This window comes from Streptomyces liliifuscus (genome assembly GCF_016598615.1).
Taxonomy (GTDB): domain Bacteria; phylum Actinomycetota; class Actinomycetes; order Streptomycetales; family Streptomycetaceae; genus Streptomyces; species Streptomyces liliifuscus.
Genome location: NZ_CP066831.1, coordinates 3,070,381 through 3,096,065, shown reverse-complemented (window position 1 = coordinate 3,096,065; position 25,685 = coordinate 3,070,381). Strand labels below are relative to the sequence as shown.

The 25,685-nt window shown below is 70.4% G+C and carries 24 protein-coding genes; 14 read left to right on the top strand and 10 right to left on the bottom strand.

Features of this window, described 5'->3' with window-relative positions:
• Positions 1-226 precede the first annotated feature (226 nt).
• Positions 227-4,306, bottom strand: a complete 4,080-nt coding sequence (locus tag JEQ17_RS13040) for a molybdopterin-dependent oxidoreductase (RefSeq protein ID WP_234048716.1) — start codon at positions 4,304-4,306, stop codon at positions 227-229.
• A gap of 363 nt (positions 4,307-4,669) precedes the next feature.
• On the opposite strand from JEQ17_RS13040, the gene JEQ17_RS13035 reads away from it, so the two are divergent.
• The 4 genes from JEQ17_RS13035 to JEQ17_RS13020 all read left to right on the top strand — a co-directional run bounded on the left by JEQ17_RS13035 (position 4,670) and on the right by JEQ17_RS13020 (position 7,494).
• Complete coding sequence (locus JEQ17_RS13035; protein WP_200395422.1) at positions 4,670-5,059, top strand: cell division protein SepF; 390 nt, start codon at positions 4,670-4,672, stop codon at positions 5,057-5,059.
• Positions 5,060-5,291: 232 nt separating this feature from the next.
• Positions 5,292-6,467, top strand: a complete 1,176-nt coding sequence (locus tag JEQ17_RS13030) for an AAA family ATPase (RefSeq protein ID WP_200395421.1) — start codon at positions 5,292-5,294, stop codon at positions 6,465-6,467.
• A complete protein-coding gene (locus JEQ17_RS13025; RefSeq protein WP_200395420.1) occupies positions 6,464-6,796 on the top strand; it encodes a nucleotide pyrophosphohydrolase in 333 nt (110 codons plus the stop codon). Before JEQ17_RS13030 ends, JEQ17_RS13025 begins: the two co-directional genes overlap by 4 nt.
• A 236-nt stretch (positions 6,797-7,032) precedes the next feature.
• Entirely contained in the window at positions 7,033-7,494 is a 462-nt protein-coding gene (locus JEQ17_RS13020; protein ID WP_200395419.1) for a DUF6099 family protein, read from the top strand.
• A 162-nt stretch (positions 7,495-7,656) separates the two neighbouring features.
• Here the strand turns inward: JEQ17_RS13020 and JEQ17_RS13015 are convergent, their stop codons facing one another.
• Complete coding sequence (locus tag JEQ17_RS13015; RefSeq protein ID WP_200395418.1) at positions 7,657-7,824, bottom strand: hypothetical protein; 168 nt, start codon at positions 7,822-7,824, stop codon at positions 7,657-7,659.
• Between the two features lie 236 nt (positions 7,825-8,060).
• On the opposite strand from JEQ17_RS13015, the gene JEQ17_RS13010 reads away from it, so the two are divergent.
• A complete protein-coding gene (locus JEQ17_RS13010) occupies positions 8,061-8,981 on the top strand; it encodes an LLM class F420-dependent oxidoreductase (protein ID WP_200395417.1) in 921 nt (306 codons plus the stop codon).
• Between the two features lie 171 nt (positions 8,982-9,152).
• Here JEQ17_RS13010 and JEQ17_RS13005 read toward each other — a convergent pair whose 3' ends face one another.
• The 4 genes from JEQ17_RS13005 to JEQ17_RS12990 form a co-directional block, all read right to left on the bottom strand.
• Positions 9,153-9,806, bottom strand: a complete 654-nt coding sequence (locus tag JEQ17_RS13005) for a response regulator (protein ID WP_200395416.1) — start codon at positions 9,804-9,806, stop codon at positions 9,153-9,155.
• A 4-nt stretch (positions 9,807-9,810) separates the two neighbouring features.
• On the bottom strand, positions 9,811-11,298 hold the full coding sequence (locus JEQ17_RS13000) for a sensor histidine kinase (RefSeq protein ID WP_234048185.1): 1,488 nt from the start codon (positions 11,296-11,298) through the stop codon (positions 9,811-9,813).
• A gap of 110 nt (positions 11,299-11,408) precedes the next feature.
• A complete protein-coding gene (locus JEQ17_RS12995) occupies positions 11,409-12,686 on the bottom strand; it encodes a hypothetical protein (protein ID WP_234048184.1) in 1,278 nt (425 codons plus the stop codon).
• Positions 12,687-12,926: 240 nt separating this feature from the next.
• Positions 12,927-13,346, bottom strand: coding sequence for an arsenate reductase ArsC (locus tag JEQ17_RS12990; protein WP_200395414.1), 420 nt, complete (start codon positions 13,344-13,346; stop codon positions 12,927-12,929).
• Between the two features lie 72 nt (positions 13,347-13,418).
• On the opposite strand from JEQ17_RS12990, the gene JEQ17_RS12985 reads away from it, so the two are divergent.
• The 3 genes from JEQ17_RS12985 to JEQ17_RS12975 all read left to right on the top strand — a co-directional run bounded on the left by JEQ17_RS12985 (position 13,419) and on the right by JEQ17_RS12975 (position 16,167).
• Positions 13,419-13,727, top strand: a complete 309-nt coding sequence (locus JEQ17_RS12985; protein WP_200395413.1) for an ArsR/SmtB family transcription factor — start codon at positions 13,419-13,421, stop codon at positions 13,725-13,727.
• 74 nt (positions 13,728-13,801) lie between these two features.
• Positions 13,802-14,551, top strand: a complete 750-nt coding sequence (locus tag JEQ17_RS12980) for an aquaporin (RefSeq protein ID WP_200401469.1) — start codon at positions 13,802-13,804, stop codon at positions 14,549-14,551.
• A gap of 296 nt (positions 14,552-14,847) precedes the next feature.
• Positions 14,848-16,167 (top strand): phytase, encoded by a 1,320-nt coding sequence (locus JEQ17_RS12975; protein WP_200395412.1) that lies wholly within the window; start codon positions 14,848-14,850, stop codon positions 16,165-16,167.
• 51 nt (positions 16,168-16,218) lie between these two features.
• Here the strand turns inward: JEQ17_RS12975 and JEQ17_RS12970 are convergent, their stop codons facing one another.
• Together JEQ17_RS12970 and JEQ17_RS12965 are read right to left on the bottom strand one after the other, a co-directional pair.
• Positions 16,219-16,587 carry an ArsR/SmtB family transcription factor gene (locus tag JEQ17_RS12970; RefSeq protein WP_200395411.1) on the bottom strand — a complete coding sequence of 123 codons (369 nt, stop codon included), beginning with the start codon at positions 16,585-16,587 and terminating at the stop codon, positions 16,219-16,221.
• Positions 16,588-16,660: 73 nt separating this feature from the next.
• Complete coding sequence (locus JEQ17_RS12965; protein ID WP_200395410.1) at positions 16,661-17,644, bottom strand: BtrH N-terminal domain-containing protein; 984 nt, start codon at positions 17,642-17,644, stop codon at positions 16,661-16,663.
• A gap of 254 nt (positions 17,645-17,898) precedes the next feature.
• Between JEQ17_RS12965 and JEQ17_RS12960 the strand changes: the two genes are divergently transcribed.
• The 6 genes from JEQ17_RS12960 to JEQ17_RS12935 all read left to right on the top strand — a co-directional run bounded on the left by JEQ17_RS12960 (position 17,899) and on the right by JEQ17_RS12935 (position 23,287).
• On the top strand, positions 17,899-19,269 hold the full coding sequence (locus tag JEQ17_RS12960; protein WP_200395409.1) for an NAD(P)-binding domain-containing protein: 1,371 nt from the start codon (positions 17,899-17,901) through the stop codon (positions 19,267-19,269).
• A 37-nt stretch (positions 19,270-19,306) separates the two neighbouring features.
• Positions 19,307-19,768 (top strand): ArsI/CadI family heavy metal resistance metalloenzyme, encoded by a 462-nt coding sequence (locus JEQ17_RS12955; protein ID WP_200395408.1) that lies wholly within the window; start codon positions 19,307-19,309, stop codon positions 19,766-19,768.
• 7 nt (positions 19,769-19,775) lie between these two features.
• The gene (locus JEQ17_RS12950; RefSeq protein ID WP_200395407.1) at positions 19,776-21,029 is read left to right on the top strand and encodes an MFS transporter; all 1,254 of its coding nucleotides are present in this window, start codon (positions 19,776-19,778) and stop codon (positions 21,027-21,029) included.
• 583 nt (positions 21,030-21,612) lie between these two features.
• The gene (locus JEQ17_RS12945) at positions 21,613-22,035 is read left to right on the top strand and encodes a hypothetical protein (protein WP_200395406.1); all 423 of its coding nucleotides are present in this window, start codon (positions 21,613-21,615) and stop codon (positions 22,033-22,035) included.
• A gap of 163 nt (positions 22,036-22,198) precedes the next feature.
• Complete coding sequence (locus JEQ17_RS12940) at positions 22,199-22,585, top strand: hypothetical protein (protein WP_234048182.1); 387 nt, start codon at positions 22,199-22,201, stop codon at positions 22,583-22,585.
• A gap of 159 nt (positions 22,586-22,744) precedes the next feature.
• Positions 22,745-23,287: a pyridoxamine 5'-phosphate oxidase family protein gene (locus JEQ17_RS12935; RefSeq protein ID WP_200395404.1), complete on the top strand. Its 543-nt coding sequence runs from the start codon at positions 22,745-22,747 to the stop codon at positions 23,285-23,287.
• A gap of 42 nt (positions 23,288-23,329) precedes the next feature.
• Here the strand turns inward: JEQ17_RS12935 and JEQ17_RS12930 are convergent, their stop codons facing one another.
• Positions 23,330-24,256 carry an SDR family oxidoreductase gene (locus JEQ17_RS12930; protein ID WP_200395403.1) on the bottom strand — a complete coding sequence of 309 codons (927 nt, stop codon included), beginning with the start codon at positions 24,254-24,256 and terminating at the stop codon, positions 23,330-23,332.
• The gene (locus tag JEQ17_RS12925) at positions 24,253-25,683 is read right to left on the bottom strand and encodes an MFS transporter (RefSeq protein WP_200395402.1); all 1,431 of its coding nucleotides are present in this window, start codon (positions 25,681-25,683) and stop codon (positions 24,253-24,255) included. The genes JEQ17_RS12930 and JEQ17_RS12925 overlap by 4 nt, the downstream gene beginning before the upstream one ends.
• Positions 25,684-25,685: the final 2 nt, after the last annotated feature.

The window sequence follows — 25,685 nt, the reverse complement described above, 5'->3', positions numbered from 1 at the left end:
CCGCAGACCGGTTGCCGAGGGCCTTGTCTCTGTCACGTACACGGCATCGGAAGCTAATGCGCGGTGGTGAGCACCGCGGTGCCGGAGGTGAAGAGCCCGGTGTGAGGCCGGTAAGAGCGACCCGAGGCCGCCCGGCGGGGAGTATCCCCCCCGCAACAAGCCGCTCCCCAAGCCGTTCCCGAGGCCACCCCTGGCGATCCGTCAGGAAGCCGCTCCTGGCGGTCTGTCAGTACACATCCCGGACGTACCGCTTGTCCGCGGCGAGTTGCTTCACGTACGTGGCGGCCTCGGTCTCGCTCAGGCCGCCGTGTGTGACGGCGATGTCCCGCAGGGCCCGGTCGACGTCCTTGGCCATCCGGGAGGCGTCACCGCAGACATAGAAGCGGGCGCCGCTCTGGAGCCAGGACCACAGTTCCGGCCCGTGCTCGCGCATCCGGTCCTGGACGTAGACCTTGGCGCGCTGGTCACGGGAGAACGCGGTGTCCAGACGGGTGAGGGTGCCGTCGTCGACGAAGCCCGTCAGCTCGTCCTCGTAGTAGAAGTCGGTGGCCCGGTGCTGCTCGCCGAAGAACAGCCAGTTGGGCGCCCGGTGGCCGAGTGCCCGCCGCTCCTGGAGGAAGCCGACGAAGGGCGCGACTCCGGTGCCGGGCCCGACCATCACCATCGGGGTCGACGGGTCGGCAGGGGGCCTGAAATACGGGGAGCGCTGCACGAACACCGGTACCGGCGTGTCCGGTTCGGCGTCGGCGAGGAAGGGCGAGCAGACACCGCCCCGGACCTGTCCGCCGAGGTTCTCGTACCGCACGACGGACACCGTCAGCGACACGAGGTGCGGGTCGACGAGCGGGCTGGACGATATGGAGTACAGGCGTGGCTGGAGCCGTTTCAGGACCCCGGCCCACTCCTGGGCCCTCGCCCGTACGGGGTGCTCGGCGATGACGTCGACGGCCTGCCGACCCCAACTCCACTTGGCCAGCCCGTCCTTGTTGTCCGGACGCAGCAGTCTCTTCAACTCCCGGTTGTCACCGGTCCGTTCGGCCACGAAGCGCAGCAGGTCCGGGGTGATCCTGGTGATGTCGAGATGCCGGCCCAGCGCGTCGGCCAGGGAGGTGTGGCCAACTCCGTTCACATCGACGGTCGTTGAGGCCTCCAGCCCGGCCACCTCCAGCCACTCCGCCACCAGCGCGGGGGAGTTGACCGGCCGTACACCGAGTGCGTCCCCGGCCTCGTACGTCAGCGGGGTCTCGCTGTCCCGTGTGTCGAAGGTGAACCGGCGGACCTCCTTGCCCGCGCCCGGCAGGCTGAGCAGCCGGTTGCCGGTGAGCCGGGCGGTGACGGGGGCGGGCTTCCGCGACGCCGAAGGCGCACTTGTACTTGCGCTCGGAGCCGGTGCGGGAGCGCCCTGCTGAGCGGGCACGAGCGCGGTGAGCACCTGGTCGAGCCAGGCCTGCGCGGAGGGCTCGTAGTCCGGCTCGCAGTCCGTACGCGGGGTGAGCCGCACCCCTCCCAACTCGTCCAGCCGCCGGTCGAGTCGGCGGCCGTGCCCGCAGAAGTCGTCGTACGAGGAGTCGCCGAGGGCCAGTACGGCATAGCGCACGCCGTCCATGCGCGGCGACTCGGAAGTGGCCAGCGCCGCCCAGAAGCCGGAGCCGTTGTCGGGCGCGTCTCCGTCGCCGAACGTGCTCGTGATCAACAGCAGATCCGCTCCCGGCGGCAGCGCACGAGGGTCGGCGTCGTCCATCCCGAGGAGCGTCGCCCGGTGCCCGGTCGCGGTGATCCGCTCGGCCGCCGCGACCGCGAACTCCTCGGCGTTACCGGTCTGCGAGGCCCAGAGGACGACGACTTCGCGCAGGGGAGTGGCAGGGGCCTGCGGGGCGTCCGCCGCTCGTGAGTACATCCCGGCGAGAACGCCGTTCACCCACAGGGCATGGTCGGGGCCGAAGGGCGCGTCCGGCGGGAGCACGGGCACACCGGGGGCACCCGCGGGAATCCCGGCGAGGAACCCGGTGAGGTACTGGCGTTCCTGGGCGGTGAGGACGGGGGGAGGGGCGGGAGTCAGGCCGAGGGCAGCACTGGCAAGACCGGCACCGGAAATCTCAGCCCCTCCGGAGCCACCGGTATTTTCAGCCCCTCCGGCGTTTGAGGAGCGGGGGCCTGGGGGCAGCGCCCCCAGCGGGGTCCGGGGCAGCGCCCCGCTTTCGGGAAGGGCGGGAAGGGGCGGGGCGGGGGAGGAAACCCTCACCACCGACACCGCACACACCTTCAACTCCGGCTGAAACGACAAAGGATCAACGGCGTCACTGGTGACGGCATTGACGCTCAAATACTCCCCGAACAGGTCGTTCCAGTGGAACGGCGCGAACAGACACCCCCGCTGCACCCGGTCCGTCACCACCGCGGGCAGCACGGCCCGCCCCCGCCGCGAGGCGACCTCGACCCGGTCACCCTCGGCCACGCCGAGCACCGCCGCGTCCTCCGGATGCACCTCCACGAACGGCCCGGGATCGAGCTTGTTGAGCTTGGCCACCCGCCCCGTCTTGGTCAGCGTGTGCCACTGATGCTGAAGCCGCCCGGTGTTCAGCACGAAGGGAAAGTCGTCGTCGGGCATCTCGGCGGCGGGAAGATGAGGCCGCGCGTGAAATACGGCCCGCCCACTGGCCGTGGGAAAAACGGGGTCCCCGGAGTCGATGTACCGGATCGGATTCCGGTCGTCCCCGTCCTCCCGCGCGGCCGGCCACTGCACGGACGTCTCCCGCAGCCGCTCGTACGTCACTCCCCGCAGATCCCACCCGGTCTTCGGGTTCCACGCGCGCTTGATCTCCTCGAAGATCTCCTCCGCGCTCTCGTAGGAGAACCCCTTCTCGTACCCCATGGCGCAGGCGACCCGCGCGATGAGTTGCCAGTCCGCGAGCGCCTCGCCCGGCGGTTCCACGGCGGCGCGGGCGAGCGTGAGGTTGCGTTCGCTGTTGATGAGGACGCCCTCGGTCTCGGTCCACATCGCGCCGGGGAGTACGACATCGGCGTACGCGTTGGTCTCTGTCTCGGCGAAGACGTCCTGTGTGACGACGAACTCGGCGGCCTCAAGACCCTCGATGACGGTCCGGCGGTTGGCGACCGAGGCGACGGGGTTGGTGCAGATGATCCAGCAGGCCTTGATCTCGCCGTCGGCCATCTTCTGGAACATCTCGATCGTGCCCTTGCCGACCCCGTCCTTGCGGAGGGTGTCGGGCGGCAGCTCCCACAGCTCCTCGACGAAGGCACGCTCGTCGTCGACGAGCACGGACCGCTGCCCCGGCAGACCGGGCCCCATGTACCCCATCTCGCGGCCGCCCATGGCATTGGGCTGCCCGGTGAGCGAGAAGGGCCCGGACCCCGGGCGGCAGATCGCACCGGTGGCGAGATGCAGGTTGACCAGCGCGTTCGTGTTCCAGGTGCCGTGTGTGGACTGGTTGAGGCCCATGGTCCACAGGCTCATCCACTCGCCCGCTTCACCGATCAGCCGCGCGGCCTCACGGATGTCGTCCTCCGGTATGCCGGTGGTCTCCGCGACGACCGCGGGCGCGTAGTCGGCGAGGAAGCCGGGCATGGCCTCCCAGCCCTCGGTGCGGTCCGCGATGAACTCGGGATCTGTGTGCCCGTTCTCGTGGAGGAGATACAGCAGCCCGTTCAGCAGGGACAGGTCCGTCCCCGGCCTGATCCGCAGGTACAGATCGGCCTTGTCGGCGGTGGCGGTGCGCCGCGGGTCGACGACAATCACCTTCGCGCCCGCCGACTTCACCCGGTCCATCATCCGCAGGAACAGAATCGGGTGGCAGTCGGCCATGTTCGAGCCGATGACGAGGAAGACGTCCGCCTTCTCGAAGTCCTGGTACGAGCCGGGCGGCCCGTCGGCCCCGAGCGACAGCTTGTAGCCGGTGCCCGCGCTCGCCATGCACAGCCGCGAGTTCGACTCGATCTGGTTCGTCCGTACGAAGCCCTTGGCCAGCTTGTTCGCCAGGTACTGGGCCTCCAGGCTCATCTGCCCGGAGACGTAGAAGGCGAAGGCATCGGGACCGTGCTCGTCGATGATCGCGCGCAGCCGCCGCGCGGTCTCGGCGATCGCCGCGTCCACGGGCGCCGGCCCCGGCTCCGCCCCGCGGTCGTCCCGTACGAGGGCTCTGGTCAGCCGTCCCGGCGCGGCGAGCATGTCGGCGGTGGTCGCGCCCTTCGTGCACAGCCGGCCGCGGTTCGCCGGATGCGCCTTGTCCCCGGACGCCTTCAGGACCGTACGCCGTCCGTCGGGGCCCATCCCGATGTCGAGGACCATGCCGCAGCCCACACCGCAGTACGAGCAGACCGTGCGCACCTGCGACGTGGGGGAGGTGGTGCTCACACGCTGCCTTTCTCCGGCCTTTCCGAGCCATTCCGAGCTTCTCCGAGGAAGACCTCGGTCCATGAGCGTACGAATTGCCCGTTACGCCTGTGTCACGTGACGCGATCTTGAGGAGTTACACGCGCCACACAGCCGCCGTCGGCGAGGTGTGAGGGGACCCGGAGGCGTGACAGGGGTGTGAGGGGACGCATAGGGGCGCGGTCCGCCGCGGACCGTGTCGCATTGGGCCGAACGGGTGATCATGCGCAAGAATTGCCCGGTGCAGGCAATCAGTGCGAGTCAGGTCGGGGGGAACCGGTGAACAGCCACGACGTCACCGATGAACAGTGGGAAGGACTCGCCCAGGTCGTACCGCTGCGTGGTCGCGACGCCTGGCCCTCGGCGGTCGGCCACCGGGCGATACCGGAGGCCGAGACCGAGGCGCGACGCCGTTTCGTGGTGCTCCGGGTCAATGTCTTCGCGGACGCCCGCGAGGTCGCCGAGACCCTGATGGCCGGCATCCCGGTCCTCCTGGACCTCACCAGCGCCGAGACGGACGTCGCCAAGCGCGTACTCGACTTCAGTACGGGTGTCGTCTTCGGCCTCGCGAGCGGGATGCATCGGGTCGACCGGAATGTCTTCCTGCTCACGCCGCCGGGAACCGAGGTGCGGGGGCTGATGGAGGGGGCGGGGATTCCCGGGGTGTGACGCACGGGGCCCGACTTTCGGAGTGCGACTCTGGGGTGTGACGCGCCGAGTGTTGTGCGCGGGGCGTGATTCCGGGTCCGGGGGCGTGACGCGCGAGGTGTTGCACGCGGGCGTGATTCCGAGGCGTGTTTTCCGACGGATCGGGATGTCAACCCTCGATCGGTACCCCGTTCGTAGGAAGGTTTCGCGGACGAAACGGTTCCGCCTGGTCGCGGAGTCCTACCGTCCGGATATGACCGTGTCATCTCTAGGGTCCCGCGCGCAGGCCGAGGCACGTCCGGACCGGCCGAGCGTCGTCGAACTGCGGCTCACCGCGTTCGCCGCGCACCGCCGCGCCGGATTCCCGCTCGGACCGCTCAGCCTCTTCACCGGCCCCAGCGGCAGCGGCAAATCGAGTGCCCTGCGGGCGTACGAGGCACTCGCCCGGCTAGGCGGCGGCGCCGAACTGGACGAGGTGTTCCCGGACCCGGTCGCGTGCGTGCCGGAACGGGCCCGCCCCGACGCCCAGCGGCGGCGCGGCTTCCGCATCGGCTGCACGGCGGACGGCCCCGAGGGTCCCGTACGGCTCGACGTCGCCGTACAGGCGGAGCCCGAACTGCGCATTGTGGGTGAGCGGTTGACGGCCGGCGGGCTGACCCTCCTGGAGACCGCGCTGCGCGACCCGGGCCGGCGGTCCGTGCAGGCGGCCTGGCACACGGCGGGCTCGTCCCCGGTGACCCGGGCGCCACTGCCCGACGACCGTCTCGGCACGCCGCTCCTGCCGCTTCGCGTCGCCGGAAAGACGGACGGCCAGCGCCAAGTCCTGGCCGCCGCCGAGCAGATGGTGGTCGCCCTGCGGTCGGTCTTCGCCTGCGATCCGCTGCCCCGCTCGATGCGCACGGCGGTGCCGCTCGGCGCGGGACGGCTGCTGCGCGGCTGCGGCAACCTCGCCGAAGTGCTGTGGCGTACGCGGTCGGAGTGCGGGCGCCGGCACGGGCTGCTGGTCGACGCGGTGCGCGCGGGATGCGCGGGGCCGGTCCTCGACCTGCTGGCCGAGCGGCAGCCCGGCGAGATCGGCAGGATCGACGGCACGGTCCGGGGGCTGCTGGACCGGGGCGACGGGCTGCGCACACCGCTCGGGCGACTGGGGGACGGGGAGTTGAGGTACCTCGCGCTGTCCCTGGTGCTGCTCACCGGGCCCGGGGTTCTGGAGGTCGACACGGCGGGCGAGGTGCCCGCGGCACTGCAGACGCTCACCGTCCTCGCCGACGGCTTCGACCGCGATCTGGACGTACGGCAGCGGGAGGGGCTCGTACGGCTGGCGGCGCGGATGTGCGAGCGCGGGCACATCCGGCTGGTGGGGGCCGTGAGCGACGCGTCCTGGGCGGCGGGGGTGGGCGGGGTGACGGTGGTAGACCTTGAGCCGTGACCGAACTTGATGTGGCGATGTTGCAGCGCAGGTTGACCGAGTTCGCGGCGGCGCGGAACTGGGAGCAGTACCACACGCCCAAGAACCTCGTCGCCGCGCTCAGCGTGGAGGCGTCCGAACTCGTCGAGATCTTCCAGTGGTTGACGCCCGAGGAGTCGGCCCGGGTGATGGACGACCCGGAGCGGGCCTCCCGTGTGACGGACGAAGTCGCCGACGTGCTCGCGTACTTGCTGCAGGTGTGCGAGGTGCTCGGTATCGATGCCCTTGCGGCGCTCGATGCGAAGATCGACCGGAATGAACGGAGGTTTCCGGTGGGGGAGGGGTCGTGACAGTCCGCTTGACGGCCGCTTCATGTCCGCATGACTCCATGAGGCGCCCCCGGAAAGGGACTTGAAGACCCCGTTTGTCACTCTCCGGAGTTGTTGATCTGTCCACAATCAATTCCGTGTCCACAGATTTCAGGCTTCCTCTGGCTTTTCGTCCCGAAGCACTTCACTCTGGGTAGTGGACAGGCGGAGTTCGGGCAGGCGTGTGAAGAGCGCGTCGGGACAGACGGGGTCAGCGCATGGACGCGGTGCGGCTCATCGGCGCGAGCAGATGTGCCCTGATGGGGAGTGCGGACGCTCCCGGGATCATGGCGGAGGCCTGGCAGGCGCAGGCCCTCGCACAGGCGATAGGCAGTCGGCTGGCGGTGTCCGGGCCGCCCGAATTACGGGGCGAGGCACTGGGGTTGACCGAGTTGGCGGGGCGGGGATGCGGGGTGCTGGACGCGCCGGTGCTCGATGTGGGGAGGCTGCGGGCCGCCCAGCTCACGGAGCTCGGCGATGCGCGCCTCGCGCTTCTCGATCTCGGCGGGTTGCTCGGCGAGGTCGGGATAGCCCTCGTCGGGATAGCCTGCGCGGCCAATGACGAGGGGACGTACTGGCAGTGCATGGAGGCGATCGACGCGGCGGACGAGTCCAGGGACCGGGTGCTGGAGATGCTGCGAAGACTTGCGGTACGGGATCAGGGGGCGGCGGCGGGGTAGGGGGTTTCTTTCGCCCCCGCCGCCCCTACCCATTCCCGTCACTACTCGGGGGCCGGCCCCCGAACCCCCGCTCCTCGAACGCCGGAGGGGCTGAATTTCAGCGGGGTTTGGGGGCGGAGCCCCAAGGGACGGGAATGGGTAGGGGCGGCGGGGGCGAAAAGATCAGGCGTGGTCGGAACCGTCGGCCGGGGTCGGGGTCGCCGGGCGCTCGGCCGACTGTTGGAAATCCGCGTCGAGTTGCGACAGATCCGCGTTGAGCGCCGCCATCAGCTCCTCCATCTGCTGCAGCAAACCCTTGGGCTGCGACGAGGGAACGGTTTCCTGGGACATGACGGCCTCCTCGGCCTTCGCCCTCCCCACAGGGAGAACCAGCAACGCACCGGCCGACCGCCGGCGACGGGTGCCGGGCGGTCCGGCTCCGCCCGAGCCAACGATCACCGCCCAGACGGGTCACTGGCGCGGTATCCCGCCACGTACACGGTTGACGCATTTTCACCCGACCGGGGACGCGGAGGACCGGCGGGACCGATGGGGTTGACCGACGTTCGACCGTGCAGGATGGAGGCATGGATCTTCGAATCTTCACCGAGCCCCAGCAGGGCGCCACCTACGACACCCTTCTCGCCGTCGCCAAGGCCACCGAAGACCTCGGCTTTGACGCTTTCTTCCGTTCCGACCATTACCTCCGCATGGGTTCCGCGGACGGCCTCCCGGGCCCCACGGACGCCTGGATCACCCTCGCCGGACTCGCCCGTGAGACCAAGCGAATCCGCCTCGGCACACTGATGACCGCCGGTACGTTCCGCCTGCCCGGCGTCCTGGCGATCCAGGTCGCCCAGGTCGACCAGATGTCCGGCGGCCGCGTCGAACTGGGCCTGGGCGCGGGCTGGTTCGAGGAGGAGCACAAGGCGTACGGCATCCCCTTCCCGAAGGAGAAGTTCGCCCGTCTGGAGGAGCAGCTGGCGATCGTCACCGGGCTGTGGGAGACGAAGGTCGGCGAGACCTTCAGCTTCGACGGCACGTACTACCAGCTCACCGACTCGCCCGCGCTGCCCAAGCCGGCGCAGCCCAAGGTGCCGGTGCTCATCGGCGGCCACGGAGCCACCCGTACGCCGCGCCTCGCGGGCCGTTACGCCGATGAGTTCAACATGCCGTTCGCGTCGATCGAGGACAGCGAGCGGCAGTTCGGCCGGGTGCGCGCGGCGGCGGAGGAGACCGGCCGCAAGGGCACCGACCTCGTCTACTCCAACGCGCTCGTCGCCTGCGTCGGCAAGGACGACGCGGAGGTCGCCCGCCGCGCCGCCGCGATCGGCCGCGAGGTGGAGGAGCTGAAGGCGAACGGGCTGGCCGGTACCCCGGACGAGGTCGTCGAAAAGATCGGCCGATACACGGAGATCGGTTCCCAGCGGGTCTACCTGCAGATCCTCGACCTCGACGATCTGGACCACCTGGACCTGATCTCCTCCCAGGTGCAGTCGCAGCTGTAGTAGCCGGGCGGTCTCGCCGCGCTTCCCCCGGCAATCCGCCGACCGGTGACTGCCGTGGGGTTCGTCCCGGTCCCCGGCCGACGGAAGTTCTCTGGCCGGGACCGGGACCGAAGCCGGGGCCGAAGGGACAGGGGAGGCAGGACGCACGGATCCCAGGCGGTGGACCCCGCCTCAGCAGTCCGTCAGCAACCCCGCGTCATGGGCCAGGACCGCTGCCTGGACGCGGTTGGCGCAGCCGGTGCGGGTCAGGATCCGGCTGATGTGGGCCTTGACCGTACCGGCGCTCATATACAGCTGGTCGGCGATCTCCGCGTTGGACAGGCCCGTGCCGAGCAGGCGCAGGACATCCCGTTCGGCCGGGGTGAGTTCCTCGATCCTGCGCACGGCGGCCTCGGTGTCACGGCCGGAGCGCACGTGCCGTTCGAGCAGTTGGCGCGTGATCCGGGGCGCGAGGACCGGCTCGCCCTTCGCGGCGAGCTGCACGGCGCGGATCAGTTCGGCGGGGCCGGTGTCCTTGAGGAGGAAACCGCTCGCCCCGGCCCGCAGGGCCCGCGTCACGCTCGCCTCCTCGCCGAACGCCGTCAGCATCACCACACACGTACGGGGCGAGAGCCGGGCGATGTCCTCGGCGGCCGCGATGCCGTCCCGGGTCGGCATCTGGATGTCGAGCAGGGCGACGTCGATGTCCTGGGTGCGGCAGGCCGCCGCGGCCTCCAGGCCGTCGCCCGCTTCGGCGACGACCTCGATGTCGTCGGCGTTCTCCAGGATCAGCCGGATTCCGACGCGCATCAGCGCTTCGTCGTCGGCGACCAGCACTCGGATCATCAGGTCATCCTAGGGCCGCCATCACCAGCAGGACGATCAGGAAGCCCGCCGTGGGCAGGACCACGAGCACCGCCGTGCAGCCGGCGCCGAGGACACGCGGCCAGGTCAGGGTCTGGGCCGACAACGGGTTGTTGGCCCCTGCCCGCCAGGTGTCGCCGTCGCCGGAAGGAGGGCGGGGTGCAGGTGGCAGGGGTTCGGCGCCGGCCTCCGAGGGTGCGGCGGGCACAGGCCCGTTCGTCGCGTGGGACGGCAGCCATGCCGTCACGCGGAAGCCGCCGTCCGGCAGCGCACCCGCCCCGAAGGTGCCGCCGAGCAATGAGATCCGCTCCTGAAGTCCGGCCAGCCCGCTGCTCGTTCCGCCCCGGGAGTCGCCCGGCACGCGCGGCACCCCGTTGGTGACGTACACCTCGATGCCCGCGTCCGTGCCCCTGACCTCCACCAGGGTGGGCGCGCCGGACGCGTGCTTGAGCACGTTCGTCAGCCCTTCGCGGACCACCCGGTGGATCGCCTGCCGGACACGGGCGCCCACCTCGACCGTGTCGGGAACCGACCAGGCCAGCTCGACCGGGCCGCCACCCGTCTGCCGGGACTGGGCCACCAGAGCGGTGATGTCCTCGTACGTTCCCCGGTCGCCCCCGGTCTCGTCCGGCAGGTCCGACAGGTCCGAGTGCCGCAGGACGCCGAGGATCTCGCGAAGCTCCTCCATGGCCGTTCCCGCGGTCGTGCGCAGCAGCTCCACCTGTCCGGCCAGGGGAGGTGCCTGGCGCGCGGCGGCGAGTTCCAGCGCCCCGGCGTGCACCGAGATCAGGCTCAGCCGGTGGCCCAGGAGGTCGTGCATCTCCCGTGCGATCCGGGTCCGTTCCTCCATCCGGGCCGCCGCGGCGGTCAGCGTACGAGTCTGCTCCAGATACGTGTTGCGCTCCCGCAGCAGGTCGACCAGGGGCCGTCGCCGACCCAGCATGGTGCCGGCCAGGGTGGGGAGCAGCAGGAGGAGTACGGCGGAGACGGCGTTCTCCGCCAGATTCATCGGCAGGGTCTCCCACCGGAACAGGCCCCCGGCGACGGTCAGTCCGCCGAGCGCGGCGCAGGCCACCCCGACGATCCGCCACGCGCGCCGCGGCGGTGCGATGCGGCGGGTGGCGGACAGCACGATCAGCGGTACCACCGCGAGCACCCATACGTTGGCACCCGCCAGCAGTGGAAAGGCGCCCAGGACCGCGGCGACCGGCCGGCCGCGCCGCGCGGCGACGAGCAGCGCCGCCCACAACGCCTCCAGTACCGCGAGCACCGGCCGGTCCGGCGGAATCAGCAGCAGCGGGATCAGTCCGAAGGCCGCCGCCACGGCACACACCAGTCCCTCGGCGACCACCGTACGGCGTGGAGCGGCCCGCAGCGCGGCCCGGATCTCGGCCGCCTCGCGGCGCAACCGGCGTGCCGGACCGGCCGGCCCGCGCGTCGGCGGTTCGGGCAACTGCCGTTGTTCTTCCGTCACTTGACTCATGCTCGCCTCTGCCCCCGGCATCACGGATCCGCGTATCACGGATCCGCCGGAAGGAACGGTATCCGCGGCAGGTGGGCGCGCTGCCGGACGGTCCCCCGATGTCACGCGCCCGACCGCGGACCCAGCTCCGCCCGCAGCGCGGCGGTGTCCACGCGCTCGGCGGCCAGCAGCCGTCCGACCGTCCGGCCCTCGTCCCCCGCCTCCGCGTCGGCCGCGGGTGCTTCGAGCAGCGCGGCCAGCAGGTGGACCGTACCGACCGTGGGCGAACCCTGCTCGGCGGCGATGAGCTGCGCGACCGCCCTGGCCTGCTGGGCGGAGTCGGAGAGCTGTGTCTGGTCGAGGCCACCGACGGGCGCGTCGATGGTCGCCGCACGGGCCAGGGACTCGTGCCGTACGCCGTGCCGGCGCAGGAGTTCGGCGGCCGTGCTGACCGATGCCAGATCCTCGGGCAGAGACCGTCCGGCAACGGCCAGGGCCCGGTCCAGGGCCAGGATTCCCAGCAGGAGGTCCACGGGCTCCGTCCTGCCGCGCCCGTACCGCGCCACCTGCCGTGCGGCCTCGACGCTCACCGCGAACATCACCGGTGAGCCGTAGATGGACGACCCGGCGGTCCACGACGTGATCGCGCGGGACAGGCGGTTGCCGCTCTTGCCCAGCGTGCCGGCCCGGCGGAGAAGCAGCACGCCACGCGATTCCGGTCCCTCGGTCTCCGCCGAGGCCTTCGCGTCCAGTGCGTCGAGTGCCGTGGCCGCGGCGGCCAGGTCCAGCCTCTCCACGACCAGTGCTTCCCGGGCGCGGCTCGCCGGCAGGTTCAGCAGGGCTCGTGCCACGTGCCGGCAGCGCACCGCGACCGTCCCTTCGGCGCGGGCCGACCCGAGCGCGAGCAGCAGGCACATCCGCGTCGCGTCGGTCATCCCTGGCAGCGACCGGCCGCTCTCGTTCGCCGGTTCCTTCGCCTTGCGCGAGCCGCGCGACTCGCCGGCCTTGAGCCCGAGACGCCACTGGGCCTCGCGCCAGGCGGCGGTGACCTCGGCCTCGTCCTCGTCGGTGGCGTCCACCGGAGTGCTGCCGTATCCGTCGTCGTTCGCCCAGGCCGCCCCACCGCTCCCGGCCCGGCCCGCGACCAGACCGCTCAGCGAGCCGGCCTTCCGCATCCCGGGGGCCATCGCCGAACCGGCGTCCGTCTCACCCATCACGAGCGCGGACAGCAGGTTCTCGGTACCCACGGCCGGCGACTCGAACTTCACCGCGTCGCGCAGTGCCTCCACGAGCAGTTCCACGACGTCGAGCTCGAACTCCGTGGCCGCACCGGCCAATGCGGCCGACCCGTCCATGGCGGTGGCGTCGGTGTGTTCTCCGGTCGTCGGTCGCTGGTGCATCGACATTCCCCTCGGGCTGCTGTGGCCGGACACGACCGACGCTAGACGGCGACCTCACGCCAGGGCGTCGGCCGACCGGCCAGGCTCCCGGTCCGACCGGCCAAGCTCCCGGTCCGATCGGCCAGGCGTCCGGAGGGGGGTTCAGCGCGCCACCGACGATGACGACCTTGCGTACGTTCTCCGTCGCGGCCATCGTGATCACGCCTCACGCCTCACGCCTCACGCCTCACGCCTTGCGCTTCACGCCTCGTGCTTCGTGTCGATCTCGGCGATCAAGGCCTCGATGCGGGTCTTGATCTCGTCGCGGATGGGACGTACCGACTCGACGCCCTTGCCGGCCGGGTCTTCGAGGGCCCAGTCGAGATAGTGCTTGCCGGGGAAGATCGGGCAGGCGTCGCCGCAGCCCATGGTGATGACGTAGTCGGACGCCTGGACGGCCTCGGTGGTGAGGATCTTCGGTTTCTGGCCGGAGATGTCGACGCCGACCTCCCGCATGGCCTCGACCGCGGCAGGGTTGACCTGGTCGCCCGGGATCGAGCCGGCGGAACGGACCTCGATCCGGTCACCCGCGAGGTGGTTGAGGAATCCGGCGGCCATCTGCGAACGCCCTGCGTTGTGGACACAGACGAAGAGCACGGAGGCGAGCGGAGTCGAGGACATCGGTTCTTCCTTCGCGAAGCGGTTCAAGTGGAGCACTGGTATCAGTCTGGCCTGATGTGAAAGTATCAGTCCATGCTGACGTCAGTCGACACTGATCTGATGCGGGTTCTGGCCGACCCGCTCCGCCTGAGGATCGTCACCCTGCTCGCCCGGGAAACGCTCTGCACCACCCATCTGATCGAGGAGACCGGTGCGAGGCAGACCAACCTCTCCAACCATCTGAGGGTGCTGCGCGAGGCCGGGGTGGTGGAGACGGAGCCGTGCGGACGGTTCACCTACTACAAGCTCTGCCCCGAGGTCATCGCCCGGCTCGCGGGCCAGTTCGCCGACCTGGCCGAGTCCGCGCGTACCGCCGCTGGCAACAAGCGTTCCTGCCCCTGATCCCCGTCGCTCGCCGCGGCCGTTCCAAGGAGTGACTGTTGACCGCCACCCACGAGTCCGCCGCGGAGTCCGTCATGGCGGCCGGTGAATCGCGGCTCGCACCGGGCGCCACCCCACCCCGTACGCCGCTGACCGCCAAGGCGGCGGCCGAACTGGTCGGCACCGCCGCTCTGGTGGCGATCGTGGTGGGCTCCGGAATCCAGGCCACCGAGCTGACCCGTGACGTGGGCGTGCAGCTGCTGGCCAACTCGCTGGCCACGGTCTTCGGGCTCGGGGTGCTCATCGTGCTGCTCGGCCCGGTGTCGGGTGCGCACTTCAATCCGGCGGTGACGCTGGCCGAGTGGTGGACCACCGCCCGGCGCGGCGGCGCGGGTGTCACCGGCCGGGAGGTCGCCGTGTACGTCCCCGCCCAGATCGCCGGCGCGATCGCGGGAGCCGTACTCGCCAACGCGATGTTCGACCAGCCGCCGGTGACGTGGTCCACGCACGACCGCTCGGCCGGTCACCTGCTGCTCGGCGAGGTCGTCGCCACCGCGGGGCTGATCCTGCTGATCTTCGGCCTCGCCCGCACCGACCGGCTGCGCTTCGCCCCCGTCGCGGTGGCCTCCTACATCGGCGCCGCCTACTGGTTCACCTCCTCCACCTCCTTCGCCAACCCGGCGGTGACCGTCGGCCGCGCCTTCACCGACTCCTTCGCGGGCATCGCGCCCGGCTCGCTCGCGGCCTTCATCGCGATGCAACTCGTCGGCGCCGTGGTCGGGTTGGCACTGGTCGCGCTCATCTTCATGCCCGGCCGAGCCGCCGTGGAGCAGCCCGCCCCATGACGCGAACGACCCACGCTGTCGTGATCGGTGGCGGTCGGGTCGGACTCGCCGCAGTTGCCGACTGACGGGCGATGGGGCAAGGCGCCGCCTGACCTGTCTCCCCGGTCCGCCAGGACGGAGTTCGGCCATCGAGGCTTCGGTGGACCGGGCGACCCTCGGGCGAACTTCAACCGACCTGTTGGGGTAATTCCCGTGATGGCATGGACAGTTCACGGCTCTCTGTACGCAAGCTGTCACTCGGACCATGGGCATGTCCCTGACCGAACCAACCACCCCCGACAGCCAAGGAAACGCCTGTGACAACGACGCACCGCACCAAGCGAAGAGCCGCAGCCCTCGCCTCGGGCATCGCGCTCGTCACCCTGCTCGGAGCATCCCCCGCGGGGGCGGGCGCGCCCGGTCTGCCTGTCGTGACCGCCACCAGTGAGACCGCCGCGCTCTACGACGACGAGGCGGGCGGCAACTCCGACGCCGACGACCCCGCGATCTGGCGCAACGCCGCCGACCCCGGGCGCAGCCTCGTCGTCACGACCGCCAAGGAGGGCGGGCTGCGGGTCTACGATCTTGACGCGCGCCTGGTGCAGTCGCTGTCCGCTCCGCGCCCGCCGGGGCCGGACGACGCCCCGGGGCGCTACAACAACGTCGACCTCGTCAGCGGCCTGCGCACCTCGACCGGCCGGGCCGACGTGGCCGTGGTGAGCGACCGGGGCGGCGACCGGCTGCGGATCTACCGCATCGACCCGTCGAAGCCGGGCGGCCCGCTGACCGACATCACCGACCCGGCCGCCACCCCGGTGTTCTCCGCCGACCAGGCCGAGATCAACGACCAGCGGACCACATACGGCTTGGCCACTTGGACGGACAAGGCCACCGGACGTACGTACGCCCTGGTCAGTCGGCGAGAGCGGACCCGCCTCGCCCTTCTCGAACTCTTGCCGGGCGAGGGTGGCACCGTCGGCTACCGCAAGGTGCGCACCCTTGATCTGCCGTCCTCGTTCCGTCTGCCCGACGGCACGACGTGGAGCCCCTGCGCGGAGCCCGGGGAACTCCCGCAGGTCGAGGGCATGGTCGTCGATCCGGCGACCGGCACGCTCTACGCCGGACAGGAGGACATCGGCATCTGGCGACTGCGCGCCGACCTCACCGGCAAACCGGTCCTGGTGGACAAGGTGAAGGAGTACGGCGTCCCCGGCGTCTACGACGAGGACACCGAGGAGTGCGCACCGGGCGCCGACCCCGGCTACGGCGGCAAGCGTCTTTCGGCCGATGTCGAGGGCCTGACCCTGTTCCAGGAACGCGGCGGCGACGGCTATCTGCTCGCCTCCAGTCAGGGCGACAACACCTTCGCGCTGTACGACCGTGAGGTGGGCGAGGACAACGAGTACGAGGGCGGCTTCCGGATCGGGGCCGCCACGCCGACGCTCGACAGCGTGGAGGAGTGCGACGGAGCCGCCGTGCTCAACGCCCCGCTGGGAGCCCGCTATCCGCGCGGCCTGCTCGTCGTCCAGGACGGCCAGGAGACGCCGGCAGTGCCGGACGGTGAGGGCGGTACGCGCACGGCGACCGGCTTCAAGTTCGTCGACCTCGGAGCCGTGGTGGACGCGGCCGACATGTGATCATCCGCGTACGGCCGTCGGGCAGTGCCCACCGGCGGCCGTACGCGCGGATCAGTTCTTGGCGCTGAGGAGCCCGCCGAGCGCGGCCACGACCGACGGCTCGACGCGGTAGTAGACCCACGTGCCGCGCCGCTCGGAGGTGAGCAGCCCGGCCTCCCTGAGCTTCTTCAGGTGATGGGAGACGGTCGGCTGCGAGACACCCACGTCGGAGATGTCGCACACGCACGCCTCCCCGCCCTCGTGCGAGGCGACCAGGGAGAACAGGCGCAGACGCACCGGATCGCCGAGCGCCTTGAACATCCGCGCCGTCCTTTCCGCCTCTTCGGCGGTGAAGGGACGTTCGGACAGCGGCGGGCAGCAGGGCGCCACGGCTTCGGCACCCGCGGGTTCCAGCAGCGGCAGCACCTCGACATTCGACATACGTCTATGTTGACACATGTCGAACCAGTGAGCCGGGAGTCGGTCCGGTGCTGATCGAGCGGACGATCGGCGTCTAGACCATGCCGAGCGCCCGCATCGCATCGCGTTCGATGCGCGAGAGCTTGTGGAGCATGGAGCCTGCCTGCGTGAGGTGCTTCGCGTCGCCGGATTCGCCTGCCGTTGCGATGAGTGCGGCCACCTGCGTCCAGAGCGTGGCGGCCTCGGCGTACAGGCTGTGGCCAGTGCGCAGATGGCTGCTGTCGATGAGCTGGGCACACTCGGCGAGGAAGTCCCGGTAGAGATTGCGGAACAGGGCGCCGCCGGTACCGGCCCTCTCCATGAGGAGGGCGGTCCGTGGCAGGTCCTCCCTCGGATTGTCGCTGCGCTGCAGCCACTTCGGCACCTGCTCGGCGGCCTTCTCGATGCCCCGGTGGCCCAGGTTCGCGATGGGCGGGTTCAGGAACGCGTCGGCGCAGGTCCTTATCGCCGGGACGATCCGGTCCTGCGGTGACGTCGGACTACTGGGCGCCGTGAGGGTGAAGGAGCGGTGCCTGGCGGTCATGGGGCCGCGCTCGGCCCTGGCCCTGGCGAGGGTCGCGAGGCTGGTCGAGACGGCTCCGCCCTGCGGGTCGGTGTCCACCAGGTAGGCGTCCTGATCGTCGTAGCCGTACATGGCCACGACGTGCCCGCCGAAGTGCACCTTGGTGCTGAAGTAGTCCAGGTGGTAGCTGTCGAGTTGAAGGCCGACCGGCCGACCGGCGTCGATCGGTGCCGCCACGTTGTGCCATGCCTTGCGCGGGGAGGTGGTCTCCCCGACCCTCAGCTCAAGTCCGAGTGCGGCGGCCAGGTTCCTGGTGAGCTCGAACGGCTTGACCCGGCCTCCCAGGAAGGGAAAGCCCATGCTCCTGCTGTCCCAGTAGATGAAGGAGAGCCCGGAGCCGAGCCCGAACAGCATGGGTTCGGACAGGTCCAGTCCCTCATGCCGCAGCAGCACGCCCAGCGTCGTCGTCTCGCAGTGCTGCATGCCGCGGACATCGATGTCCTTCACCATGGTCATGCCGGTGATTCTCCTCCCGGGCCGGACGGCGGCGCCGCGGATGGGCGTGAAAGACCTCAAGTCCGAGGCGCTTTCCAGGTGCGTCCAAGGTGCGTCCAAGGTGCGTCCAAGGCGCGTCCAAGGTGCGTCCGGGGTCCGTCTGCCGGGCAAGGCCACCTTCCGGTTTCGATAAGTGTCTATGTTGACGCTTGTCGAAGCAGGTGTCATTCTGGCCGTGCAAGGTATCGACGAATGTCGAATCAAAGGGGAATCCCGTGAGCACGCCCACCGCCGACCAGCTGCCCGTCGTGGTGATCGGAGCAGGCCCCGTCGGCTTGGCCGCCGCCGCCCACCTCGTCGAGCGCGGCATCGAACCGCTGGTCCTGGAAACCGGCCCGTCCGCGGCCACCGCCGTGCGGGACTGGTCGCATGTGCGCCTGTTCTCCACCTGGGCCGAACTCGTCGACCCCGCCGCCGAGAAGCTGCTGGCCCCGACCGGGTGGATCCGCCCCGACGGGACCACGTACCCCACGGGCGGTGACTGGGCCGAGCGCTACCTTCAGCCGCTGGCCGACGTCCTCGGCACCAGGGTCCGCTTCGGCGCGACCGTGACCGGGGTGGCCCGCGCGGGCCGTGACCGGATCGTCGACTCAGGCCGCGACGAGCAGCCCTTCACCGTGCACCTCGCGCACGCCGACGGCCGCGAGGAGCGGATCACCGCCCGGGCCGTCATCGACGCCTCCGGCACCTGGTCCGTACCCGGCCCCATCGGCGCGGACGGCCTGCCCGCGCTCGGCGAGAAGACCGCCGCCGAGCGGATCTCCTACCGGGTGCCCGACCTGAAGGACCCGGCGGTCCGAGCCCGCTACGCGGGCAGGCGCACCGCGGTGGTCGGCTCCGGAGCCTCCGCCTTCACCGCCCTGGCCTCGCTCGCCGACCTGGCGAAGGACGAGGACGGTACGCACGCGGTGTGGATCCTGCGACGAGGCATCGGCGCCGGTACGTACGGGGGCGGCGAGGCCGACGAGCTTCCCGCCCGCGGCGCGCTGGGCCTGCGCGCCAAGGCCGCCGTCGAGGCCGGCCACGCAACCGCCGCGACCGGCTTCCGTACCGAGGCTGTCGAGCGCACCGCCGACGGGCGCCTGGTGCTGGTCGCCGAAGACGGCCGCCGCCTGGACCGAGTCGACGAGATCATCGTCCTCACCGGCTTCCGCCCCGACCTGTCCTTCCTCTCCGAGATCCGCCTCGGCCTCGACGAACGCCTCCAGGCCCCGACCGCGCTGGCCCCGCTCATCGACCCGAACGTCCACTCCTGCGGCACCGTCTACCCGCACGGCGTGAACGAGCTGTCCCACCCGGAGAAGGACATCTACCTGGTGGGCATGAAGTCCTACGGCCGCGCCCCGACCTTCCTCGCGATGACCGGTTACGAGCAGGTCCGCTCGATCGCCGCATCACTCGCCGGTGACCAGGAAGCCGCCGAGCGCGTCGAGTTGACGCTGCCCGAGACCGGAGTGTGCGGTGGGGTGGGCCTGTTCGACGACCCCGACGCCGCGCAGAGCGGGGAAGGCGGCGGATGCTGCGCAGCCCCCGCGACCCTCCAGATCGGGATCGGCGCACCGGCCTCATCCAGCGGAGGCTGCTGACACGCCACCCCACCCCTCACCCACCAGGAGGCATGCCATGTCCCGCGTACAGCTCGCCCTCCGCGTCCCCGACCTCGCCGCGTCCATCGCCTTCTACACCAAGCTCTTCGGCACCGGACCGGCCAAACTCCGCGACGGCTACGCCAACTTCGCCGTCACCGAGCCGCCGCTGAAGCTCGTCCTGATCGAAGGCGCGGCAGGCGAGGACACCCGCATGGACCATCTCGGCGTAGAGGTGGCGACGACCGAGGCCGTGCACACCGCCACCACCAGGCTCGCCGAAGCCGGGCTGGCCACCGTCGAGGAGAACGACACCACCTGCTGCTACGCCCTCCAGGACAAGGTCTGGGTCCACGGCCCCGGCCGGGAACCCTGGGAGGTGTACGTCGTCAAGGCCGACGCCGACACCCTGGCCGGGCAACAGGGCGGCACCTGCTGCACCGGCCCGTCCGAGGCGGTTACGGAGCCGTCGGTCACCGCAGCCGGCACCTGCTGCTGACCGCCCGATGACAGACCTCGGCACCAGCGAGGCCGCGCCCGGAACGGGGGACCGGGCGCGGCCTCGCGCGGTCCTGCCCGCCCTGTGCGCCACCCAGATCACCAGCTGGGGCATCGTCTACTACGCCTTCCCGGTCCTCAACGCGCGCATCACCGCCGACACCGGCTGGTCCACCACCGCCACGACCGGAGCCTTCTCCAGCGCCCTGGTCGTGTCCGCGCTCGCGGGGATACCCATCGGTCGCATCCTCGACCGCCGGGGCCCGCGCGCCGTGATGACCACCGGATCACTGCTCGGCGTGATCGCAGTGCTCGCTCTCGCGCACGCACCCAATCTGGCTGTCTTCACGGCCGCTTGGCTGCTCGCCGGGCTGGCCATGGCCTCCACCTTCTACCAGCCCGCATTCGCCGCCGTGACCCGCTGGTGGGGAAGGGACAGCGTCCGCGCCCTCACGATCGTCACCCTGGCGGGTGGTCTGGCCTCCACCGCCTTCGCACCACTCACCGCCGTACTCGCCGAATCCTTCGGCTGGCGCACCACCTACACCGTCCTCGCCGTGATCCTCGCAGCCGTCACCATCCCCGCTCACGCCCTCGCGCTGCGCACCCCATGGCCACCCGCCCCGACGCACCACACCCCACAAGCCCCCAACAGCCGGGCAGTAACCCGCAGTCGCCCCTTCCTGGTTCTCACCGCCGCGCTCACCCTCAACGGCTTCGCCATGTACGCGGTCGTCATCGCCCTGGTTCCGCTGTTGCTGGAACGCGGTGCAAGCCCCACCCAGGCAGCCTGGGCCCTCGGCCTCGGTGGCGCCGGCCAAACCCTGGGCCGCACGCTCTACGCCACCCTCACTCGGTACACCGGAGTGACCACCCGCACGGTCACGCTGATCGCCGCGGGCGGCGCCACCACGATGGCCCTCGCCGCGGTCCCCGGCCCCTACTCCCTGCTGCTCCTGCTGTCCCTCGTCGCGGGCATGGTCCGCGGCAACCTCACCCTGCTCCAGGCCACCGCCGTCACCGACCGCTGGGGCACCACCCACTACGGCCGCCTCTCCGGACTGCTCGCCGCCCCGGCCACCCTCGCCTCAGCCCTGGCCCCCTTCGCCGGAGCGGCGCTGGCCGGAACCCTGGGCGGCTACCCAGGCCTGTTCACCACCCTCGCCTTCACCTCCGTCGCAGCAACCGCCCTCGCACTGGGAGGCACACCTGCGCGACCCGGCAGAGCCGCGACAGACCACAAAGGCCGCGACCACGGGTGACGAGTCACCCCGAGGGGCAACCGACCCGTCCGGAGACGCCAACTTGGAGCAAGTGCCCGGCCAACTGCCGCCAAGGGAAGCCGACATGACCACATGAAGGACATCGAGGGCCGGGGCGCCCAGGACGTCCTCCGCGGCACCCGATCGGTGACGTACGAGTACGTGGCAGACCGCGCTCCCGGACCACGAGACCATCGGCATTCCCCTCTCGCCCGGACACGCGCCGTGAACCGATACTTCGAGCCGGACCTGCTGATCACCTGTCACGGCCCCGGGCTGGAGTCATCGATGTGGGGGCGCACGTTCGCATCTGTCTCGCTGTTTGGACACGGTCGTGCTCCGCGTTGCTCTGTCGTCCCGGACGCGGGGCGGGTTCCTGACATCTGTCAGGGACCGTTGAGGTCGGCGGCCCTCTACGTTGCTGTGCGCACCGCTTCTGTCAGTTCGGAATACCCCGATCTCTCCGAGGTCCCTCCGCACGCGCTTTCGCCGGTCGGTCCTCGGTCGTCGGTCGCCACTGCCGGCATCCGGCCGGCCTCCTCATACCCACCGCTGGCCCCTCCCCACAGGAGCAATCGAACCCATGCGTCCTCAGCGATCCCTTCTCGGCGTGGTCGGCACCATGACTCTGGTGCTGGCCTCCGTCTTTGCCTCCGGCTCGGCCCAGGCGGCGTCCTCCGGCACGTCCGCCGTCTCGCCGACGGTCTCACCGGCCGCCCCCTCGCAGCTGGTGCCCGCCGGCAGCTCCGTCACCTGTGACACGGGGAACTTCTGCGCAGGCGTCTGGGACCCCACGGTCAACCAGTGGCGGGTCTTCTTCCTCTACGACTGCAACCGCTACTACCTGTCGAACTGGCACGGCACGGGCGAGGTCATGAACAGCCAGACCGACAACGCCCAGGCGACGACCTACGGCCAGAGCGGCAACGTGATCCAGACCTTCCCGGTCAGCACCGACGCACCCGACGTGGACTGGGAGCCGGTCTGGTCGATCCGCAACTGCTGACCTGACCTGACCTGACCGGGAAGGGAGCGGCGGCGGTCCGCCTCTCCGCACCATCGAAGGGCTCCCGGCGCGTGATCCGTCGGCAGCCGTGCAGCAGTAGCGAGCGGATTGAAGGATCCGCTCGCGTTACCAAAAGGAGGTACTTGCGATTTTCGGTGAATTGGTGAGGCTGGCGGTTTCGGCCGTCGCGGTGGCGGGGTCGCTCGTGGCGGTTACCGCCGGGCCCGCGTCCGCGAGTTCCAACGACTCCGCTTACGGATGCCCGTACGGCGCCGTGTGCATCTACAACAACGCCGACCCGAACTCGGGTATCCAGAGCGGCGGTGTCTACTGGGCCTATGGCCCGCACAACCTCAGCAACCAGTTCGGCAACCACTACGTGATGAACAATCAGTACGGTGGCGCCTGGGTGGAGCTGTGCACCGGCTACAACGGCACCGGCAGAGGCAAATCCATCATCTTCGCGGGATACGGGTTCGTCGAAGATCTGAGCCCGATCAATTCCATTGCGTTGGGCACCGGCGACAACTACCCCTGCAGCCCTCCGTGATCCGCCGCACGTAGCGTGCGCCTTCGCCCGTCGGCCCTTCCCCACGCGGTGCGCAGGCCCGCGGGGGAAAGTTCGGCGAGGATGTCGAGAACGGCGTGGCGGCTCCGTCCCAGGGGCAGAAGCGACCACCGTGGTCGCATGGCCCTCAGGAGGTCCGCCATGACGAACGACCAGATCGCCGAGATCCTCAACCGCCCGCTGAGCCAGGAGCTGCTGGCTCGTGACCTCTGCCGCCTCGCCTACGTAGCGAAGGACGGGACACCGCGCAACATCCCGATCGCCTTCGCCTGGAACGGCAAGGAGGCCGTGATGTGCACGTCGAAGAACGCCCCGAAGCTGGCTTCGCTCCGTCAGAACCCGGTCGTCGCCATCACGATCGACACCGAGGTGCACCCGCCGAAGATCCTGCTCGTCCGCGGCACCGTCGAACTCGACGAGGTCGAGGGCATTCCCGAGGAATACCTGGAGATGAACGGTTCCTACGAGATGACGGCCGAGCAGCGGGTCGAGTGGGAGGCGGAGATCCGCTCGCTCTACGACGGCATGGTCCGCATCGTGATGACGCCGACGTGGGCGAAGCTGATCGACTTCGAGACGACCCTGCCCAGCGCGGTCGAGGAACTCGTCCAGCAGCGTGCGGAACGTCAGCGGCAGAGTGGCGACAGCGCGCCGTCCGACGAGCCGGGAACGTCCACGTCATGACCGAGGTCGGAATCGCCTTTCGGGGGCGAACCGCATGGTCGGCTACTGCGCGAGAGCCGGGTAGAGAGCGGTGACCGGTGCGGAGAGCGCGGTGTGCACCTTTGTGGTCAGCTCGTCGACGAACAGCTCGTGGTCTCCGGCTTCGACGGCGTCGAGGATCGCGGAGGCGACGTCGGACGGCTTGTTCATCCCGGCCGGGTCGTTGCCTGCCTGCATCGGAGTGTCGGTCGGGCCGGCGTAGACACCGAGGACCTGGACGCCGGCAGGTGCGAGTTCGAGTCGGAAGGCGTTGGTCGCCATCCACAGACCCGCCTTGGAAACACTGTGAGCCTTGCCGATGGCGAGCCAGCCGAGCACGGAGCCGACGTTGACCAGCGCGCCCTTGGCCGAGCGAAGCGCGGATGCCAACGTCTGGGTCAGGCGGATCGGGCCCAGCAGGTTGGTGTCGATGGTCGTCGTGATGTCCTCGGCCGACGCCGTCAGCAGGTCGCCCTTGGGGTAGACGGCCGCGTTGTTGATCAGGATCGTCGTGTCGCCGGCTTGCCGCGCGATCCGGTCGACGGCTTCAGGGTCGGCAACGTCGAGCCGCAGGGGTACGACACGCTCGTCGCCCCACTCCTTGGGGCTGCGCGCGGTCGCGTACACGCGTCGCGCGCCGCGGTCGAGGGCGGCTTTGACCAACTCGGTTCCGAGTCCGCCGTTTGCGCCCGTGACGAGGACGGTCGCGCCGTTGAGGGAGGTCATCGTGGTGTTCCTTTCCTGGACAAGGCTTTCGTGGTGCGCCCGCGGTCGGTCTGCCGGCCGCGGGAGTTCGTGGGTACGGCGGTCGGCGCCGGGCGCGTGCGCCGCGTCGGGCGGTGCCTGGGTGTCGGGCTCGTCGTCGGCCGGGATCGGGTAGAAGAGCAGGCAGTTGCCGGGTGGTCGGCGAGGCGGTTCCTTGGCCACGGCGTCGCCTGACTCGGCTGTCATCGTGTGGCGCCACGGCGTTTGACGATGCCGAGGCAGGCCACCGCGGCGGCCAGTTCGACGGCGGCGATGGTCCACCAGCCGTGCACGAACGCGGTGTGCGCCGACTGGTAGGTCGTCGGGGTGCCGAGGATGGCGACGAGCACGGAGACGCCCAGGACGAAGCCGATCTGGCGGGCCATGTTGATGACGGCACTGCCGGTCGACGCACGATGCTGGGGAAGGTCGTGGGTCGCGGTCGCCAGGATGGTCGGCAGCGCCAACCCGATGCCGATGCCGACGAGCAGATGACCGGGGAGCAGTTCGCTCGCGTAGTGCGACCCGTGCGCACCGATGCGGGACAGGGTCAGGATTGTCCCGGCCGCGAATATCGCGCACCCCAGGGCCGACAGGACACTCGCGGGGATCCTGTGGACGAGTCGCTGGGCCAGCACGGTGACGATCGGGACCATCGCGGGTGCCGGCGCGATCGCGAACCCGGTCGTGATGACCGACCAGTGCCAGACGTTCTGCATCCACAGCACGGTGATGAGCAGATAGGCGGACATGCCGAGGCCGAAGGCGACCATGGCGAGGTTCGCCGAGGCGAAGGTGCGCACCCGGTAGAGGTCGGGCTCGATGACCGGGACGGGGTGGTGTTCGGCCCGCCAGGCGAAGGCGGCGAGAAGCAGACCGGCGACGACGAAGCCACCGACGGTCCGGCCGGCACCCCAGCCCCAGTCGCCGCCCTTGACGATCGCCAGGGCGAGTGACCCGATGCCCAGGGTGAGCAGGACGGAGCCGACGATGTCCGGCATGTTGGTGACGCTCGCGTCGCGCGAGTCGGGGACCCTGCGTTGGGCGGCGATGATCGCGAAGACGCCGATCGGCAGGTTGACCAGGAACACCCAGCGCCAGCTCGCGGTGACGAGCAGACCGCCGAGGACGGGCCCGGCCGCCGCGGCGACCGCTGCCACGGCCGACCAGATGCGCACGTAGTGCAACCGCTTCTCCGCCGGTACGGCGGCCAGCAGCAGACCGAGTGCGGTCGGGGTCAGCGCGGCCGCACCGGCGGCCTGCAGCACCCGGAACACGACCAGCCACCACAGGCCAGGGGCGACGCCACACGCCACGCTGGCAAGGGTGAACAGGCCCATCCCGAGCTGGAACATCCGCTTGCGGCCGACCTTGTCGGCCAGGCGGCCGAACGGGACCAGCAGCGCGGCAAAGATGATCGCGTAGGCGTTGAGTACCCAGCTCACGTCGCTGATCGACGAGCCGTGGAAGTCGTCGGCGATGTCGTCGAAGGCGACGTTGACGATGAAGACGTCCAGGTTCGCCATGAACCCGGCGAGCGACAGGATCGCAAGTATCGAACGCGGACTGCGCCCGGCCGGTGGTGGTGCGGCGGCCCGCACAGGAGCGGGCGCCAGGGGGTTCCGATTGGTCATGC